Annotated in this window: 15 protein-coding genes and 1 pseudogene; 4 read left to right on the top strand and 12 right to left on the bottom strand. The window is 59.6% G+C overall.

The window, feature by feature from the left end; all coding sequences use genetic code 11:
- The first annotated feature begins 7 nt into the window (after positions 1-7).
- The 3 genes from LF599_RS07740 (at position 8) to LF599_RS07730 (ending at position 2,911) form a co-directional block, all read left to right on the top strand.
- Positions 8-451: a PPC domain-containing DNA-binding protein gene (locus LF599_RS07740; protein WP_279522890.1), complete on the top strand. Its 444-nt coding sequence runs from the start codon at positions 8-10 to the stop codon at positions 449-451.
- Between the two features lie 4 nt (positions 452-455).
- Complete coding sequence (lhgO, locus tag LF599_RS07735) at positions 456-1,652, top strand: L-2-hydroxyglutarate oxidase (protein ID WP_279522889.1); 1,197 nt, start codon at positions 456-458, stop codon at positions 1,650-1,652.
- Between the two features lie 89 nt (positions 1,653-1,741).
- Positions 1,742-2,911, top strand: coding sequence for an NAD(P)H-dependent flavin oxidoreductase (locus LF599_RS07730; protein WP_279522888.1), 1,170 nt, complete (start codon positions 1,742-1,744; stop codon positions 2,909-2,911).
- A 346-nt stretch (positions 2,912-3,257) separates the two neighbouring features.
- On the opposite strand, the gene LF599_RS07725 is transcribed toward LF599_RS07730, so the two are convergent.
- From LF599_RS07725 to ybgF, 9 genes are all read right to left on the bottom strand, one after another.
- Complete coding sequence (locus LF599_RS07725) at positions 3,258-3,764, bottom strand: peptidylprolyl isomerase (protein WP_279522887.1); 507 nt, start codon at positions 3,762-3,764, stop codon at positions 3,258-3,260.
- Positions 3,765-3,775: 11 nt separating this feature from the next.
- Entirely contained in the window at positions 3,776-4,726 is a 951-nt protein-coding gene (xerC, locus tag LF599_RS07720; protein WP_269943134.1) for a tyrosine recombinase XerC, read from the bottom strand.
- On the bottom strand, positions 4,701-5,663 hold the full coding sequence (locus tag LF599_RS07715; RefSeq protein WP_279522886.1) for a GGDEF domain-containing protein: 963 nt from the start codon (positions 5,661-5,663) through the stop codon (positions 4,701-4,703). Before LF599_RS07715 ends, xerC begins: the two co-directional genes overlap by 26 nt.
- Positions 5,664-5,781: 118 nt before the next feature.
- Positions 5,782-7,323, bottom strand: coding sequence for an SLC13 family permease (locus LF599_RS07710; RefSeq protein ID WP_279522885.1), 1,542 nt, complete (start codon positions 7,321-7,323; stop codon positions 5,782-5,784).
- A 657-nt stretch (positions 7,324-7,980) separates the two neighbouring features.
- Positions 7,981-8,817 (bottom strand): HDOD domain-containing protein, encoded by an 837-nt coding sequence (locus LF599_RS07705; protein ID WP_279523087.1) that lies wholly within the window; start codon positions 8,815-8,817, stop codon positions 7,981-7,983.
- 2 nt (positions 8,818-8,819) lie between these two features.
- Positions 8,820-9,218 (bottom strand): hypothetical protein, encoded by a 399-nt coding sequence (locus LF599_RS07700; protein WP_279522884.1) that lies wholly within the window; start codon positions 9,216-9,218, stop codon positions 8,820-8,822.
- Positions 9,219-9,292: 74 nt separating this feature from the next.
- Complete coding sequence (locus LF599_RS07695) at positions 9,293-9,565, bottom strand: TMEM165/GDT1 family protein (protein ID WP_269943131.1); 273 nt, start codon at positions 9,563-9,565, stop codon at positions 9,293-9,295.
- 15 nt (positions 9,566-9,580) lie between these two features.
- A complete protein-coding gene (gene dprA / locus LF599_RS07690) occupies positions 9,581-10,810 on the bottom strand; it encodes a DNA-processing protein DprA (RefSeq protein WP_279522883.1) in 1,230 nt (409 codons plus the stop codon).
- 87 nt (positions 10,811-10,897) lie between these two features.
- A complete protein-coding gene (gene ybgF, locus LF599_RS07685) occupies positions 10,898-11,788 on the bottom strand; it encodes a tol-pal system protein YbgF (RefSeq protein ID WP_279522882.1) in 891 nt (296 codons plus the stop codon).
- A gap of 195 nt (positions 11,789-11,983) precedes the next feature.
- Here ybgF and LF599_RS07680 point away from each other — a divergent pair, with 195 nt between their 5' ends.
- Positions 11,984-12,910, top strand: a complete 927-nt coding sequence (locus tag LF599_RS07680) for a hypothetical protein (RefSeq protein WP_279522881.1) — start codon at positions 11,984-11,986, stop codon at positions 12,908-12,910.
- Between the two features lie 207 nt (positions 12,911-13,117).
- On the opposite strand, the pseudogene LF599_RS07675 reads toward LF599_RS07680, so the two are convergent.
- The 3 genes and pseudogenes from LF599_RS07675 to LF599_RS07665 all read right to left on the bottom strand — a co-directional run bounded on the left by LF599_RS07675 (position 13,118) and on the right by LF599_RS07665 (position 17,425).
- A pseudogene (locus tag LF599_RS07675) lies at positions 13,118-16,038 on the bottom strand (Hpt domain-containing protein).
- 84 nt (positions 16,039-16,122) lie between these two features.
- The gene (locus tag LF599_RS07670) at positions 16,123-16,491 is read right to left on the bottom strand and encodes a response regulator (RefSeq protein ID WP_071546983.1); all 369 of its coding nucleotides are present in this window, start codon (positions 16,489-16,491) and stop codon (positions 16,123-16,125) included.
- A gap of 58 nt (positions 16,492-16,549) precedes the next feature.
- Positions 16,550-17,425 carry a CheR family methyltransferase gene (locus LF599_RS07665; protein WP_279522880.1) on the bottom strand — a complete coding sequence of 292 codons (876 nt, stop codon included), beginning with the start codon at positions 17,423-17,425 and terminating at the stop codon, positions 16,550-16,552.

Genomic DNA, 17,425 nt, shown 5'->3' with positions numbered 1-17,425 from the left:
TTTTCCCATGCAGTACAGCCAAGGCAATGTGGGCAGGGTTTTCACCCTGCGCCTGGAAAATGGAGAGCGGCTCCCGGGCTGCCTCGAAGAATTCGCCCGTGAACACGATATCAAGGCCGCCCTGTGTACCCTCATCGGCGGCGCGGACAAGGGCAACGTGGTGTCCGGCCCCAAGGACGGCAAGGCCCTGGTCATCGACCCCATCCTCTGTCCGGTACAAGGAGCCCGCGAAGTGATCGGACTGGGCACCCTGTTCCCGGACGAGTCGGGCGAACCCGTCCTGCACATGCACGCGGCCCTTGGCCGCGACGGCGAAACCCTGACCGGCTGCATCCGCCCGGGCCTGGACGTCTGGCTGGTAGGCGAAGTCGTGGTCATGGAAATAGTGGGCACGGACCTGCTCCGCAAACAAAACACCCGAAGGGGAGTTTCCCTGCTGAGCAAGGAATAGATCGATGTATTCGGCGCACACCGTCATTTGCGGAGCGGGCATCCTCGGACTGACCATCGCCCGCGAGCTGGTCAGGGCCGGATGCGACGACATCATCGTCTTCGACAAGGAACCCGCGCAGGGCAGGCACGCCTCGGGCCGCAACAGCGGCGTGCTCCACGCGGGCATCTATTACGATCCGGGCACACTCAAGGCCGAAATGTGCCTTGAAGGCAACCGGCGTATGAAGGCCTTCTGCGAAGCAAAGAGGCTGCCCCTCTTCAAGTCGGGCAAGGTCATCGTGGCCAGGACCGAGGACGAAAAAGGAGTTCTGGACGAGCTGCTGCGACGGGCCACGGCCAACGGCGGCACCGTGGAAATGATCGACGAAAGGCGGTTGGCCGAAATCGAGCCCAACGCGCGCACCGTGGACCGAGCCCTGTATTCGCCCCTGACCAGCGTGGTCGATCCCAAACGCGTGCTCGAAGCCCTGCGCGAGGAACTGGAGACGAGCGGAAAGGTCCGCTTTTTCTTCAACACCCGCTTCACCGGCGCAACCGGGCCGAACATCATATCCACCAGCCAGGGCGACATCGGTCACAAGTTGTTCATCAACGCGGCCGGAGCCTACAGCGACAAGGTGGCGCAGGCCTTCGGCATCGCCGAGAACTACCGCCTGCTCCCGTTCAAAGGCATCTACCGCAAGCTCGCCAAACCGGCCGCCGACAGGATCAAGGGGTCCATCTACCCGGTCCCGAACATCAAGAACCCGTTCCTGGGCGTACACTTCACCCGCAGCGTACACGGCGACGTCTATGTCGGCCCCACGGCCATCCCCGCCTTCGGTCGCGAAAACTACGGTATCCTCCGGGGAGTGGACACGGAAATTCCGGCAATCCTCTTCCGCGACATGCGCTTGTTCCTGGAAAACCCCAAATTCAGGGCCATCGCCTTGGAAGAACCGCGCAAATACTTCTTCCGGCACTTCTTCAAGGACGCGGCCCGGCTGGTCAAGGAACTCAGGCCCGAGGACATGCTCCCATCCGCCAAGGCTGGCATCCGGCCGCAGCTCGTGGACATCAGGACGAACCAGCTCGTCATGGATTTCGTCATCGAAAAGGCGCGGAACAGCGTCCATATTCTCAACTCGATTTCCCCGGCCTTCACCAGTTCCATGTATTTCGCCGAACTAGTGGTCAAAGAGCACGTCATAAATTCATGACACCCATTTGAAACACCTGTTTGCCTTGACTTGAACACGGATTCAGCGCAATGGACTTGTAATCATCAGCACTATGAGAGGTACATATAATGAAATTACCCAGTCTCAATTTCGGTGATGTCACCGCACGACTGCCCATCATCCAGGGCGGCATGGGCGTTGGCATCTCCCTGTCCGGACTGGCCAGCGCCGTGGCCAACGAAGGCGGCGTAGGCGTCATCGCCACATCCATGATCGGTATGCGCGATCCTCAACGCGCCAAGGACCCCGAAGGGGCCGATCGCCGCAGCCTCATTGACGAAATCCGCAAGGCACGGTCCAAGATGACCGACGGCCTGTTGGGCGTGAACATCATGTGCGCCCTGACCAACTACGGCGACATGGTCCGCACCTCCATCCGCGAAAAGGTGGACATTATCATCTCCGGAGCGGGCCTGCCCCTCGATCTGCCGAGCTACCTGCGCGAAGTCTCCGACGAGATGAAGGAAGAACTGCGCACCAAGCTCGTGCCCATCGTCTCCTCGGGCCGCGCAGCCTCCATCCTGTGCCGCAAGTGGGCCAACAAATTCAATTACCTGCCCGACGGTTTCGTCGTCGAAGGCCCCAAGGCGGGCGGTCACCTCGGTTTCAAGGCCGAACAGATCAACGACCCCGAATACCAACTGGAAAAGATCCTGGCCCAGGTGGTCGAGGCCGTGGCCCCCTACCGCGAAAAGCACCAGAAGCCGATCCCGGTCATCGCGGCCGGCGGCGTCTACACCGGCGAGGACATCGCCCGCTTCCTCGAAATGGGCGCATCCGGCGTCCAGATGGGCACCCGTTTCGTGGCCACCAAGGAATGCGACGCGGACGAAGCCTTCAAGCAGGCCTACGTCAACGCCAAGGCCGAAGACGTCACCATCATCAAGAGCCCTGTGGGGATGCCCGGCCGCGCCATCAGGAACGGTTTCCTCGACGCCGTGTCCGCCGGACTCAAGCACCCCAAGAAGTGCGTGCACAAATGCCTGCACTCCTGCGCCGAGGACAATTCCCCCTACTGCATTGCACAGGCTCTGGTGAACGCCTACAAGGGCAAGCTCAAAAACGGCTTCGCCTTTGCCGGAGCCAATGCCTATCTCGTGGACAAGATCATCACCGTCAAGGAACTGATGACCGATCTGCGCGAGGACGCCGAGCGCAAATACCAGGATGTCGGCAAGATGCTTCAGGACACCAAGGAAGAGGCCGAACGCCGCCTCAAGCAAGCCCTGAACAAGTAGACACCGATTACTGTTGAATAAGTAAAGGGGCCGCCCAATGGGCGGCCCCTTTTTCGTTTTCTGACGCCTTTGACTGTGTTGTGCACGCACGACCGGCTTGTCACCACCCCACTGCCGTCTTGAGGATGCTTTAAAAAAGGGAACGCCCCTCTTTATTACCGGAGAGGGAAATCAGGTTTGAAAGCCGCTTCGCGGCAATCGTCGGGTGATTTCGCCTCCGGCGGGCAAGGGCTCGCCCCCTTGTATCCCTTGTATGCGCCTGCGGCGCGGCTTTTTCGCTTCGCGGGGTTCTTCCGCGTAGGTGGAAAGGTAACAGTATAGCTCCCTTAAAATGAGGAGCCCTTTTCTACTCGAACCGGCGGGCGGTAATGATGGAAACCGGGTCCACCGGGACATCGTCAAAGCCCTGGTAGGAGCGGGTGCGGGTCTTGCTGATCTTTTCGGCCACGTTCATGCCGTCGACAACCTCGCCGAACACGCAGTAACCGAAGTTCTCGTCATCCGTTCCGGTGTGGTCCAGGTCCGCGTTGTCGGCCACGTTGATGTAGAACTGGGACGTGGCGCTGTGCGGCTCGGGCAACCGTCCCATGGCCACGGTTCCCTTGAGATTCTTCAGGCCGTTGGTAGCCTCGTTCTCGATGGGAGCGCGGGTCTCCTTCTCCTCCATGGAAAAAGTCAGGCCGCCGGTCTGAATCATGAACCCCTTGATGACCCGGTGAAACAGGGTACCGTCGTAGAATTCATCGTCCACGTAGTTGAGGAAATTCTCGACCGTTTTCGGGGCCTTGTCCGGGAAAAGCTCGATAAGAATTTCGCCTTCCGGGGTTTCCAGAAGGACCAGGGGATTCTCCATTGATGTCTCCGTTAGTCTTCGTTGGTGTCGGTGTCGCCGCCGCCTGCCAGCGGGTGCGCGTGATCGTATACCTGCATGATGCGCTGCATGTCCAGATGCGTATATCTCTGGGTGGTGGTCAGATTCTCATGCCCAAGCAATTCCTGCACACTGCGCAAATCGGCCCCGGCCTCAAGCATATGCGTGGCGAAGCTGTGACGCAGCATATGCGGATGCACATCCTGCGGAAGCCCGGCGAGCTTGGCGAGCTTGGCCACAATGCGGTTGGCCTGCCGCCGGTCGAGCCGTTTGCCCGCGCGGGAACTGAGAAACAGGGCCTGCTCGGCATAGTTCTCCCCGAGAAAGGCGTGACGCTGGCCCATGTAGCGGCGAATGCGCTCCACCGCCGCATCGGACAGGGGCACTATGCGCTCCTTGTTCCCCTTGCCGGTGACGCGGATGACGTCGGAATCCACATCGTTGAGATCCAGGCCGATGGCCTCGCTGATACGCAGGCCCGAGCCGTAGAGCACCTCGGCCAGGGCTATGTCGCGCAGACCTTCCGGGTCCGGGTCCACCTTCGCCTCCATGAGGGAGACGGCCTGATCCACATTGAGCATCTGCGGATGCCGCTTCTCCTGCTTGGGATTGCGAATGCCCGCCATGGGGTCCTTGGCTATGATCTTGTGGCGCAGAAGATACTTGAAATAGGCCCGCAGGCTCGAAAGTTTTCGCCCCATGGAGGTCTTGGTGATCCGCCTTCGATGCAACTCGGCCAAAAAGCCGCGAACATGATCGCGATTAACCCGGGCAGGCCGCTCCAGGGTTGCCTTGCGTTCCGAAAGAAACGCCTGGAACTGGTCCAGGTCGGTGGCGTACGAACGGATGGTCGCCGGGGAATAGCCCTTCTCCACTTCGAGGTAGGCGAGGAATCCACGAACGAATTCGCCGCGAGCGTCAGGATTTGCGCCGGTCGATGACATAGCTGCTCTCCGGGACTTCCTTGGCCTTTTTCTTTAATTCCACGGCGATGGACGAGACCTCGCCGTAATGCCCGATACGTCCGCCGGTGTTGACCACCACGGCCAGTGAGATGGCCATAAGCGGAAATACCTTGGTCTTGCCCTCGCGGTCAACGGAAGTGATATTGCCGCGCTTGCGGTCCTCGGGATCGTAAAAATGCGGAACGATCTGGTCAAATGCCTTGATAATCCGTTTACAGGCGTCCTCGGCCTTGTCCGAGGGCAGAATGAACACGAAGTCGTCGCCGCCCACGTGCCCGACAAAACTCGACACGCCCTGGTAGCTGCGGATGGTGTTGACGATGACCCGCGCGGCCATCATGAGCACCTCGTCGCCGCGCGAAAAGCCGTACTTGTCGTTGTAGGACTTGAAATAGTCGAGATCGCAATAGGCCAGGGCAAAGTCGTCGCCGGAGTCGATGAGCTGCTGGATGCGCTGAATAATGGAGGTGTTGCCCGGCAGCTTGGACAGGGGATTGGCGTCCAGTGCGCGCATGGCCCGGCAAAGGGTCAGGTTGATGCGATTGCGCACCTCGGCGGGATCGAGAGGACGCACCAGAAAATCGTCCACCTCAAGCTGATTCCAGTTCCAGGGCTCCTCTCCTTCGACGGCGTCCAGACACAGGACAACAGGGAGCTGACGGTAAACATTCTCGCTCTTGACCAGATTGGCGACCTGGCGGCCGGAGATATCCGTCAGCCTATCATCCACCACCAACAGGTCCGGCGGATCGGTAAACATGAGCTCAATGGCCCTCGCCCCCCTGTCGAAAACCCGAAACTCCAAAACATCCGGTGACCAGAGCCGTTGCAACAGCTCGGACAGGGACTTGTCGGGAGAAAGCAGAAAGGCGGTCTGTTTGCGTTGAAACAGCGAATCTCCAAGGGTATTGGTCATATGGAGAACCTAGCACCACCCGCCTGGGAGGTCAAAACAAACCCCCTCCGCCGTTGGGCAGAGGGGGCGCGCCTGATTGGCTTCCTCCGGAGCTGCTCACTTCCCCGAAGGCGAATCCTTATTTTATGATTACCGCCCACTCCGGCAGGGTGTGGAGGTCGATACCCCATACGATGGGCAGGAAATAAAGGACGAACAGCGTAATCATGACCGTACCGATCATATTCAACCATATGCCCGTCCTGACCATCTGGCCGACGGAGATACAACCGCTGCCGAAGACCACGGCGTTGGGCGGTGTCGCCACCGGCAGCATGAAGGCAAAGGAGGCCGCCACGGCCGCGCCCACTATGGTGGCGTACGGGTGCACGCCAAGGGCGATAGCAGCAGCCCCCATGATAGGCACCAGGAGCGTGGCCGTGGCGGTATTGGAGGTGCTTTCCGTCAACAGGGTGGTCAGCCAGACCACAATCGCCACGAACAGCATCAGGTTCAACCCGTCCAGGCCGGTCAACAGCGACGCGATGTAGGCGGCCAGCCCGGTTTTCGCGAATCCATTGGCGATGGCCAACCCGCCGCCGAAAAGCAGGATCACGTTCCAGGGAATCTTAACGGCGGTCTGCCAGTCCAGAAGGAACTGCTTCTTGCGCAGGTTGGTTGGGATGGCGAACATCAGCAAGGCGCCGATAATGCCGATGGTGGTGTCATGCACAAAACTGAAATCCGGGAAAAAATCGTTGATAAACGAAAGTTTTTCCAGAAACCCGCGGCTGAGCCAGCAAATGGCGACAAAGGAACTGACCGCGATGATCCGCTTTTCCTCAGGCTTCATCGGCCCGAGCGCGCGGAGCTCGCTTTCAATGATCTCCTCGCTGCCGGTCAGGACGAGGCCGTCCATGGGAAACAACACGCGGGTCATCAAAACCCAGGCGACGGCCATCATGCTCACGCCCAACGGAAGCCCGAACAGCATCCACTGGCCGAAGCCGATCTGGACGCCGTACATTTTCTCCATCATGCCCACCATGACGGTATTGGCCGGGGTGCCGATGATCGTGGCGACGCCGCCCATGGAAGCGGAATAGGCAATGCCGAGCATCAGACATTTGCCGAAATTGGATTCCGGCCCGGTGGAGGAACAAGCCTTTATCATGCCCGCGTCAAAGCCGGTGGCCTGCTTGATGACGGCCAGGCCGATGGGAATCATGAGCATGGTGGTGGCCGTGTTGGATACCCACATGGACAAAAAGCCCGTTGCGATCATGAATCCGAGCACCATTCGCCCCGGACTGGCTCCCACCAGCCGTATGGTATGGATGGCGACCCGCTTATGCAGGTTCCAGCGTTCCATGGTCACGGCCAGAAAGAAACCGCCCATGAAAAGATAGATTAAATGGTTGCCGTACGGCGATGTTGCCGCGCTCGACTTCATGATCCCGAGCAGCGGGAAAAGCGCAATGGGAAGCAGGGAGGTGGCCGGAATCGGAATGGACTCCGTCACCCACCAAATGGCCATCAAGGCCGTTACCGCCGCCACGCGCCAGGCTTGAATATTCAATCCCGAAGGCGGAGGCAGCAACAACATGCTCACAAAAACCAACGGACCTACGAAAAAACCGATGTAAGCCGCCCTATCGCCGCTATTCAACTTGCTACTCATTGCTCCTCGCTCGCGGTTTACGCTCATCTTGAACTCCCCCGAAGGGGAAAGAGGCGGCCGCCATGCGCGCCGACGCATCAGGGATACGCTTGCCCCAACAACGGGTTCAGGGAACCCGCACCATGCCGCGCAGTCGGTTTCATGCCCCTTTTGACACCTGAAACCACAAAGCCGAGAGCAACAGACATGCCATGCCCGTCATCAAAGGGAAAAACCGGGATCATTTGGAACCAGCCGGGATGACAGCTTTTTTAGTCGGCTGAAATCAGCCGATTCGAAAAAGACCTCGGCGACAAAACGCCAATGGCCGACACAGTCGACACGTATGGGCCGCCTCGACATAAAAAACTCCCGCCCTATCGCAAACACGGCCTTTCACAACTGCCCGCCATGATTGATTGACCACTCAACCAATATGTCCTCAACGATTGTAATCCACGAAAAAAACCACGCCTGTTCCGTCGAAAATAGACGGCATTTCGAGACGGAAATGATGCGTTCTTTACGTACCTACAAAGATGTATCGGCGGAAATCCGCCGACCAGCAGACGGAATGGATGTTGGTTTCGGAACGGGAATAATCTGTTCCGGGAGACGCAAACCGAGGGAATGCGAACCGTGCAAGAGGCGACTCGCAGTTACATGCCCGGGGCTGTATCAGAAGGTCAGGTCCGAGACTTCGAGGAGCTGTCCGGCCATCTCGTCCATGACCTTGTCCAGGTCGCTCATGCGGAATTTGAGTTCGATAAGGGCCTCGGGACGAAGGTAGGCGGTCTGGTCGTCCCCGGCGTTGCCGAACTCCAGAAGCCGAACGAGGAAATCACCGATATGGACCACGCAGGACATGGGCTTGTAGAACTCGGCCAGTTGCGGGGCATGATGGCGGGTCATGGCCTCGCGAATATTCGGCGGCAGCCCCCAATGGCGGGCAAGCCAGGCGTTGATGCGGTCGTGACCGAAGCCGAGCACGTCCTTCTCGGCCTGAAAGTAATTCAGATTTTTGGCTTCGACCGCCTTCAGAATGGCCGCATGGGTGTCCGGAAGCTGCACGGCGGTGACCACCTTGCCCAAATCGTGAAGCAACCCGGCAACGGCATACTCCTCCGGGTCCTCGAAACCGGCCCGGCGGGCAATGATGTTGCAGGCCGTGGCGCAGCCGAGGGAGTGCTCCCACAGCCCCTTCATGGCCTGAACCATCATGTCGAAGACCGAGGTGGAAATAATGATGCCACGCACGACGTTGAAACCGAGCAGCACCAGGGCGTGCTGAATGGAACTGATACGTCCGGGGAAACCGTAGATGGGCGAGTTAACCATCTTGAGGACCTTGGCGGAAAGGACCTGGTCTGTGGCGATGACCTTGGCGATGGCTTCGCTCGATGCGTCGGGGTCCTCCACCAGCCGAGTTACCTTGTCCAGCACCTGCGGCAGGGTCGGCAGATCCTTGACCTGCAATATCTCGCCCTTGATCCGGGTTTTGAGATCGTCGTCCATGCTCATGCGCCCTCTCCGCCTTTTTCGGAAGACTCCCCTTCCCCGGCAACGTCCGGCTGTTGCGCAGTCTTTATCTTCGCTTCCTGAGCGGCGGCCTTGATCTGGAAATACTGACGCATACGCTCCTTGACCCGCGTCATCCACTTATCGCCAGAATACCGCCTGAAAAGGTGGTCCAGACGATCCCGCCGCTCGCCCCAGCGCGTTCCGGCACCGGCCCCGCCCATTTCCACGGGATGGCCCTGCACGGTAATACGCTCGATTTTCATGGCCTCAAGCCGTGAAATGAGGCTTTCGGTCAGTTCCATACCTTCGGCCATGATGGTCATGCCCCCCTCCTTGGTGACGGGCTTGGCCAGCTTCATGCCGGGTGCTGCGAGATTGATGGGTATTTTCTGCATGGCGACTCATTGCGAGGACTGCGGCCTCGATAATCCAAATACACTGCGGCCGCGCGTCCCACAACCCCGCTTAATCAAATCTTATCAAAGAAAATCAAACAACCCATGACCACAAAAGCCACGGCGGCAATCTTCTTGATGATCTCGGGCGGAATATACTGGCAGACGAACTGTGCGAACATGACTCCGAGAAAACTGACCAGGACCAGCGCCAGGGACGAGCCGAGAAACACGGTCCAGGGTTTCTGGGTCTTGGCCGTCATGAGCATACAGGCAAGCTGCGTCTTGTCTCCGAGCTCGGCCACGAACAGCGTGCCAAAGGTGGTTGCGAGTAATTTCCAATCCATACTATCCCCAAATAATTATTCTTCACGGGCAAGATACCACATACCGGGCAGTTGACTCACCGCACCGCGCATTTCCAATATAAGAAGCACGCGGCTGACCGTGGCCGAATCCCAGCCAAGCTCCCGCCCCAGGGCATCTATGTGCATCTTGTCGGCGGCATTGAGAAGATCCATGATCCGACTCTCCTCCGCACTCAAAACCATCGCCTCCCGTTCCGCCAAGGGCGGCCGCTTCCGAGGCTTCCGCTCCCCGCCGCCATCCGGCACAGCGGACGCTTTCTTCTTTTTGACCACGGCACGGGCCACGTCAACCCCCGTGTCCTCGGCATCGGGATCGGGATCAGGGACTTCGGCCAACTCGCGGGCGAAATCGAAACGCAAAATCTCGACGATATCCGAAGCGGATTCCACAAGCGCCGCTCCCTGCTTGATAAGCCTATGGCAACCCGTAAAAGTCGGTTGGCCGAGGGGCCCCGGAACAGCGAAGACGTCCTTGCCCTGCTCGCCTGCCAACCGGGCGGTAATCAAACTACCGCTGTTATGGGCGGCTTCCGCCACCAACACGCCGAGCGACAACCCGCTGATAAGCCGGTTGCGCACCGGGAAATGCCTGCCGCGCGGCTCCATCCCCGGAGCGAACTCGCTGACGACAAGGCCTTTGCCGTAAAGTTCGCGGCGCACATCACGGTTGCCCTGGGGATAGTCCACATCCAGGCCGCAGCCGAGCACCGCTATGGAGGACCCGACACCCTTGAGGCCGCCCAGGTGGGCCTGCCTGTCAATGCCGAGCGCCAGGCCGGAAATAACCGTAATGCCTATCCTAGAAAGCTGCGCGCTGATCTTCCCGGCGGTTTCCAGGCCGAGGCGGGTACACTCCCTGGCTCCGACCACGGCCACGCCGGGATTGCCCAGCAGGGTCGTGTCTCCGCGCACGTAAAGCAGGGCCGGGGGATCGGGAATTTCCTTGAGGGAAGCGGGAAACCGGGGATCGAACCAGGTGACCACGTCCATATCCAGCCGCCGGGCCTCCCGAAACTCCGTCTCGGCCTTCTCGCGCCAAACTTCCCGTGCACAGGCCCTGGCCTGGGCACGAGACGACAACTCCCGGTCATGCCAGGAGGCCGCGTCCTGCACGGCGTCGTACGCGCTCGGATAGACGGTAAAAAGCTCGCGCCAGACCTTGGCCCCTACCCCCGGGGTGTGCTTGAGAGCCAGACAGGCGAAGAATTCTCGTTGCAGGTCCATAAACCCAGCCAAACCTCTTCGGAAACGACAAGGCCGGTTCCCGGACAGGGAAACCGGCCCTCGGACACGCCTGGGCGGGACGGCGGATTAGCCGCCCAGCCTGGCCAACTCCTTGCGGCCAAGCCCGGCGGCAGAGGACTTGGGGAAGTCCTCTACCAGCGCGCGCAGGTAGAAAATCGCGTTGTCCGGGTCGCCCACCCGGTCATAAGACATGCCGATCTTGAGCAAAGCCGCAGCGGCCTTGTCGTGTTTGGGGAACTTGCCCGTGACTTCCTTGAAAGCCAGGATGGCCTGGGGATAATTCCGTTCGGAATAGTAGGTCTCCCCCTTCCAGTACAAAGCATTGGCCGCGAGCTTGTCGTTCGGGTACCGGGCCACGAAATCATCAAAAACGGTCCGCGCCCCGGCATAGTCGCCGGCATTGTACCGGGCATATCCCCGCTCATAAAGAGTCTTTGGATCCGATGCAGGCGCGGGCTTGGGAGTCGGTTTCGAAGCGGCCTTGGACGCCGCTTTGGCCGGGACGGAAGCCTTTGTCTCGGATTCGGGCGATGTCTGGGCAGGTCCGGGCACCTTGGCCCACGGCTGCTCCGCGTCGCTTTTCACAGCGGACGTTCCCTCCTCCACGGGCTTGACGCCTTCCACCCAACCGTTTTCATCGGGCTTGAGATCCTCGGCCCAAGGGGCATCGCCGGATGTGTCTTCGGCCGATGCGGCAACGCTCCCGGCTTGACCTGTGCGCAGTGTGGCCAATTCGACCTCGGCGGCGGCAATGCGCTCTTCGAGCTTTCGACGTTCCAAGGCGTCCTCGTCGGCCATCTTTCGCTGTTGCTCGCGGAAATTGAGGAAGCTCTCTTCAAGACTCTGAATGCGCCACTCCGTGCTCGCCGCCTCGGTCCCGGCGTTTTTGCCGGTAGCGGCGCAGGCGACCAACGGCAGACAGGTCAAAGCAACCAGAAGAAGTTTCAGGCATTTCATCAGCAGGAATCTCCGCGCAGTCTTGTTTGGACGTTTCATAGGCAATAGGCGATACACTGATTTTTTGCAAGGAATCAGATAGGCCACGTCCATTTAGCCCGGAAAATGCGCCCTTGCGCGCAACACGTTTTTCAGGCAAAAAAACGCCCACGGGGCACGGTCTCGCCTCGGCAACCCTACCGGAGTCCATCGATAATGAACACCCAAGAAACCCTGGTTCTCGTCGGCTACATGCTGGCCCCCGCCTTTTTCAGCCTACTCTGCATGGCCGCTCTTGGCAGCCCGGCCATCGCCCTCCTGGCGGAACTCACCGCCAAGACCCGGAAAAAGGTCTTCTTCGACAAATACGGCCAACAAACCGCAGGTATGGGCCTTATCCTGACCATTGCCCTGATTCTCATCTGCGGGGCCTCCATGGGCATCACCATAACCAGGTTCCCTGAACTCTACGCCGCCTACATAACTCCCGGTTCGCCCTTCTTCAACGGCCTGACCGCCCTGGGTGTGTTCGTGGTCGCCGGACTAATCTATTTCCTGACCTGGAAAAAGCTGCGCAACGCCAAGGCGGCCCACATCGCTCTTGGAATACTGGCCTCTCTGGGCGCCTTCATCGGGCTGGCCATCATCCTCCCGGCCAAGCTGGCCATCAATTTCTCACAGGCCGAACCCGCCGTGGACGCCCTGTCCAGCACGACCATCCTCGCCCTGCCCATGTCGGCCATGTACGCCCTGCTCCTCCTGTCGGCCGCCGCCGCGCTGAGCCTCGCCTACGTCATCGTCCGCAGGAAAAAGGACGACTTCGGACGCGACTACTACAATTTCGCCCTGCGCATCGCCGCCCGCTGGTCTCTGCTGCCCATGATCGGTTTCCTGGCCTGCCAGGGCTGGCTCTTTTCCAGGCTGCCCGAAGACGTCAAAACCCTTGTCTTGGGGACCCCGCTCGCCTTCGTCTGGGTCGCGCTGGTCGCCATCGGCGCGATCTGCGCCTTCATCTGGCTGTTCATGGGCCGTAGCGAATCCCCTCTGCGCCTCAAGGGTCTGGCCTTCCTGGCGGTAGCCCTGTTCTGGGTCATGCACGCCCTCAACGTCACCCTGTTCATCAACTTCGTGACCATGATGTAACCGAACGGCGCAAGACGACAAGAAGGCCGGGGAGCGATCACTCCCCGGCCTTTTTTCATGCGCTCCGACCGACAGCCGAAACCGTTGAGACTCCATAATACCGACGCTTCCAACGCCGGATATGCATGGCCATAATCCCAAAAAGAAAAGAGGGAAAACCCCTTGCGGGCTTTCCCTCTTCCGTCCTCCTGCAGCAGGAGGTTCTTTTTAACGGCCCGAAACGGCCCCGGCCACGACAAGCGGCTCCCTGCGGCCGAGTTGTGTGGAGAGGCTGTAGATTTCGTGCGGATCGAGAATGAGGACTACCGAGCCGTCGCCCATGATGGTCGCGCCGGACAGCCCCTTGAGATTGAAATTGTTAAGATACTGGCCAAGCGGCTTGATGACGATCTCCTGCCTTTCGAGGAGCCGGTCAACGACCAAGCCGAGCCGCCGGTCGTTATCCTGGATGACGACCATGGGCAGAACATCGCGCTCGTCCATGGACCGGGGCATGTCGAGCAGTTCAGCCAGCTCGACGATACCGAGGACCTCGCCCCGCAGGGTGACGGCCTTGCGATTGTTGATGTCGGAGAGCTTTTCCACCTCGATCTTGGTGGTCTCGGACACGGCGTCCAAGGGAATGGCGAAGGTGTCGCCCGCCACCTGAACCATAAGCGCGTCGATGATGGCCAGAGTCAGCGGCAGGGTCAGGGTCAGCTTGCTGCCCTTGCCCACCTCGGACTGGGTGTTCACGCTGCCCTTGAGGTTCTTGATATTGGTCTTGACCACATCCATGCCCACGCCGCGCCCCGAAATGTCGGTGACCTTCTCGGCGGAGGAGAAGCCCGGCGCGAAGATGAGGTCCAGCGCCTCGCGGTCATCCATGGCATTGGCCTCTTCCGGGGTGATGACCCCCTTGCGCACAGCCACCTGGCGGAGCTTTTCCGGGTCCATGCCCCTGCCGTCGTCCTCCACTTCAATGGCCACGGAATTGCCCTTGTGGTAGGCGCGGAGCCAAACGTGGCCCTTGGGCTTCTTGCCCGCCGCGATACGGGTCTCCTCGTCCTCAAGGCCATGGTCGACAGCGTTGCGGACCAGGTGAACCAGCGGATCGCCGATTTCCTCCACCACGGACTTGTCGAACTCGGTCTCCTCGCCTTCCATTATCAATTCCACCTGCTTGCCGGACTTGCGGCTCAAGTCCCTAACCAGACGGGGGAAGCGGGAAAAGACGGTCTGCACCGGCACCATACGGACCTTCATGATCGTATCCTGCAGGTCGTCGGAAATGCGGGCCATGGCGTATGTGGTCTCGGTGAGCTGCTGCGCCACCACGTGCACGTCCTCCTGCCCTTCTTCCAAAGCGCGGGCAAGCATGGCGTAGCGGTTGCGGTTGATGATGAGCTCGCCGATGACGTTCATGAGGTGATCCAGCTTGTGATGGTCCACGCGGATCGTGCTTGACGCCTTGGGCTTGACCGGAGGCTGAGCACCGCCATTCTTGGCCGGAACCATGGACGCGGCGTTCCTTGCCGCGGGAACGGGCTCGCCTTGCGACTTGGCCGTGGGCCGCTCGACCGGAGCGGGCTTGGCCTCGGCACGGGGCTCGGAAGTCCGCACCGGTGCGGATTCCGCCGCTATGGCAGGTTCCGAAGCCGAAACAACGGCCTCGACAGGCTTGGGCTCGGTCCCGGAAACAGGCTCCTGCGAGGCTTCAATCTCGGGGTCGCCGGGCAAAGTTTTGATGGCCGCCATAATCATACCCGAAGGATGGCGTACTCTTGCTCCAGGATGTCGAGCATCAGTGAAAAATCCATGTCCGAGTTGCGGGCCTGATCCACCAGCCCCACCGTCCGGGCCGCGTATTCCTTGATCTCGTCGAATCCCATGTAACCCGTGGAATTCTGGATGGTCTGAAAAGCCCTGTACAGGCCGTCGATGATATCCTTCTGCCCGGAATCCTCACGAAGAAGCCGGAAGGCGACCGTCACGGCTTCGAACTGCTGCTCGATGGTCTGGATGAACAGGGTCACATCCTCGGGATCGTACTCGGCGACAGGGGCTGACTTCGAGGCCCCGGCTTCCCCGGCAGATTCGGCAACCGCCTCGCCGGCTTGCCTGCCCACAGGCACGGCTCCGGCCACTGCGTCCACGCTGCCGTCCTCGGTAACCTTCCGAAGGACCTGAACCATGACGCTTGTATCAAGCGGCTCCACCCGACCATTCTCCAAGTCGACCTTGCCCACCAAAGCCTCGATGAGGTCCACGGTCGCCAGGAGCAGATCGATAAGCCCCTGGCCGGAGGCGATCTCGCCTTTGCGAACCCGGTTCAACAAGGTTTCGGCTTCGTGCGTCAGGGAGTTGAGTTCCTTGAACCCGATGATGCCGCTGTTGCCCTTGAGGTTGTGGAAATAGCGGAATGTATCGTTGATAAGTTCGTCGTTGCCGCCCGGATCGCCCTCCAAAGCCAGAAGGCATCGGTTCAGATTCTCGACGATCTCGTGCGCCTCTTCAAGAAAGTCGGCCAGATGCCCCTCGCCCACGGTTGTCAGCGAATAGGGAGAAGGATCGAAATCAGGATCGGGCTGCGGATTAAAAGCGGTCATATCGGCATCTCCGGCTTCGCCCGTCATGACGGGTTCCGGTTCAAGGTGTACGGGTTCTGGGTTGGCGGCGGCCTCGATGACAGGCGCTTCGACGACAGGTTCGCCCCCGGCTTCGACCGGCGCAACGCCGCCCTCTTCCGGAAGCTCGCCAAGCAGCGCCGCCTCGATCCGCGCGATGATGGGCGCGGTGTCCACATCCCCTTCGACGCCGCTGGTCTCCAGGTTGTCCACCATGGTCCGCAAGGCGTCCGTCGCCGAGAGGATCAGGTCCATGATGGAACCGGTCACCCGCATGGAGCCCTGGCGCAATTCATCCAGAATGTTTTCGGCCTTGTGGGCCAGCCCGTTTATCTTGTTCAGGCCGAGAAAGCCCGACGCCCCCTTGAGGGAATGCATGGGCCGAAATATCTCGTTGAGAAGGCCGAGGTTGTCCGGGCTCTTCTCCAGTTCGAGCAGATTGGGCTCGATGGTCTCCAAATGCTCTTTAGCTTCAGCGAAAAAATCGGACAAGATTTCCGGATCGAGAAAGTCCTGGCTCATCGAGATTCCTTTTGCGGCAGTGCGGCCGTTCGGCCTTTCGCCCGCCGCATCGATTGCATTGTCACGCCGTTGAAAAACAAACGGCTACCCCAGCAGCATCTTGACGTTTCGAACAAGTTTCTCCGGCTGGGCGGGTTTGATCATGTACAGATTCGCGCCCACGGTCAATCCGGTCTGGATATCCTTGTCCTGGCCCTCGGTGGACAGCACCACGATGGGGATATCCCTGTACGCGGCCTGTTCCCTGACGGTCTTGATGAATGTCAGCCCGTCCATGCGGGGCATGTTCACGTCCGACACGATCAAATCCACCTCGGACAGGCTGTACAACTTCTCCAGGCCGTCCAGTCCGTCCTCGGCCGTGGTCACCTTGAAACCTTCCTTCTTCATGATGAAGGCCACAAGGTTCCTAACGGTTTTTGAATCGTCCACTATCAGAATATGTTTAGGCATAACTCCCCCTTATTAGCACGGCAGGCGTCACCACATCAAATCCTTCACGGAACACGTCCTACTCCTCCTTCTGATAAATGATGGCACCAGGATAGTGAATGGGCTTGAACGCACGGGTAATGTTGTGCAGCGACTCGGAATGGCCGATGACCAGATAACCGCCCGGAAGCAGGTTGTCGTAAAAGGCGTTGATAACCCGCTTTTTCATCTCGTCATCGAAATAAATAATGACATTCCGGCAGAAAACTATCTGCGAACGTTCGACACGCCTGAGCTGCATCCGGTCCTTGAGGTTGATCTGCCCGAAGCTAACGAGCCGCTTGACCTCGGGCTTGATCTTGTTCTGTCCGTTGTCGCGGTCGAAGTAGCGTGCGACGATCTCCTCCGGCGCGGTCCGCAGGGTATAGTCGTTGTACACTCCCCGCCGGGCCGACTCCAACACCCGTTCGGAAAGGTCGTTGGCGGTGATGCGAATGTCCCAGGAAGCGAGTTCCGCCTTGAGCATCTCGCGAAGAATGATGGAGATGGTATAGGGCTCCTCGCCGGTCGAGCAACCGGCCGACCACAACCGAAGCCTCCTGCCCTTCTTCCGGCAAGAGTCGAGGACGTGAGGCAGCACCTCTTCCTGAAAGACCTTCAACTGGGGCGGGTTGCGGTAAAAGCTGGTTTCGTTGGTGGTGATGACCTCGAACAGCTTTTTCATCTCCGCACCCTTGGCCGGGTCGAACCGAAGCAGATTGTAGTATTCGTCGAAATTCTTCAGGTTGAGCTTCTTGAGCCGGTTCCCAAGTCGGTTTTCCAACAGATACTTGCGATTGTCCGCGATATAGATGCCGCATTCGGCATAAATGAAATCCCGCAGATTGGAGAACTCCTGATCCGTGATCTTGAGTTCCTTGCCGAGGGATATGGTTTTCGAAAAGAGAGACGACAT

Source organism: Pseudodesulfovibrio thermohalotolerans, assembly GCF_021353295.2.
In the GTDB taxonomy this organism is placed as follows: Bacteria; Desulfobacterota; Desulfovibrionia; order Desulfovibrionales; family Desulfovibrionaceae; genus Pseudodesulfovibrio; species Pseudodesulfovibrio thermohalotolerans.
Note: the sequence above shows the minus strand (reverse complement) of the source record. Positions and strands in the feature narration are given on the sequence as shown.

Excerpts from the sequence above, each read along its gene's own strand:
- LF599_RS07665 (WP_279522880.1), bottom strand. The coding sequence starts at position 17,425 with ATGTCGTCTCTCTTTTCGAAAACCATATCCCTCGGCAAGGAACTCAAG.
- ybgF (WP_279522882.1), bottom strand. The coding sequence starts at position 11,788 with ATGAAATGCCTGAAACTTCTTCTGGTTGCTTTGACCTGTCTGCCGTTG.
- xerC (WP_269943134.1), bottom strand. The coding sequence starts at position 4,726 with ATGTCATCGACCGGCGCAAATCCTGACGCTCGCGGCGAATTCGTTCGT.
- LF599_RS07700 (WP_279522884.1), bottom strand. The coding sequence starts at position 9,218 with ATGCAGAAAATACCCATCAATCTCGCAGCACCCGGCATGAAGCTGGCC.
- LF599_RS07710 (WP_279522885.1), bottom strand. The coding sequence starts at position 7,323 with ATGAGTAGCAAGTTGAATAGCGGCGATAGGGCGGCTTACATCGGTTTT.
- dprA (WP_279522883.1), bottom strand. The coding sequence starts at position 10,810 with ATGGACCTGCAACGAGAATTCTTCGCCTGTCTGGCTCTCAAGCACACC.
- LF599_RS07730 (WP_279522888.1), top strand. The coding sequence starts at position 1,742 with ATGAAATTACCCAGTCTCAATTTCGGTGATGTCACCGCACGACTGCCC.
- LF599_RS07740 (WP_279522890.1), top strand. The coding sequence starts at position 8 with ATGCAGTACAGCCAAGGCAATGTGGGCAGGGTTTTCACCCTGCGCCTG.
- LF599_RS07715 (WP_279522886.1), bottom strand. The coding sequence starts at position 5,663 with ATGACCAATACCCTTGGAGATTCGCTGTTTCAACGCAAACAGACCGCC.
- LF599_RS07670 (WP_071546983.1), bottom strand. The coding sequence starts at position 16,491 with ATGCCTAAACATATTCTGATAGTGGACGATTCAAAAACCGTTAGGAAC.
- LF599_RS07705 (WP_279523087.1), bottom strand. The coding sequence starts at position 8,817 with ATGGACGACGATCTCAAAACCCGGATCAAGGGCGAGATATTGCAGGTC.
- lhgO (WP_279522889.1), top strand. The coding sequence starts at position 456 with ATGTATTCGGCGCACACCGTCATTTGCGGAGCGGGCATCCTCGGACTG.
- LF599_RS07680 (WP_279522881.1), top strand. The coding sequence starts at position 11,984 with ATGAACACCCAAGAAACCCTGGTTCTCGTCGGCTACATGCTGGCCCCC.
- LF599_RS07725 (WP_279522887.1), bottom strand. The coding sequence starts at position 3,764 with ATGGAGAATCCCCTGGTCCTTCTGGAAACCCCGGAAGGCGAAATTCTT.
- LF599_RS07695 (WP_269943131.1), bottom strand. The coding sequence starts at position 9,565 with ATGGATTGGAAATTACTCGCAACCACCTTTGGCACGCTGTTCGTGGCC.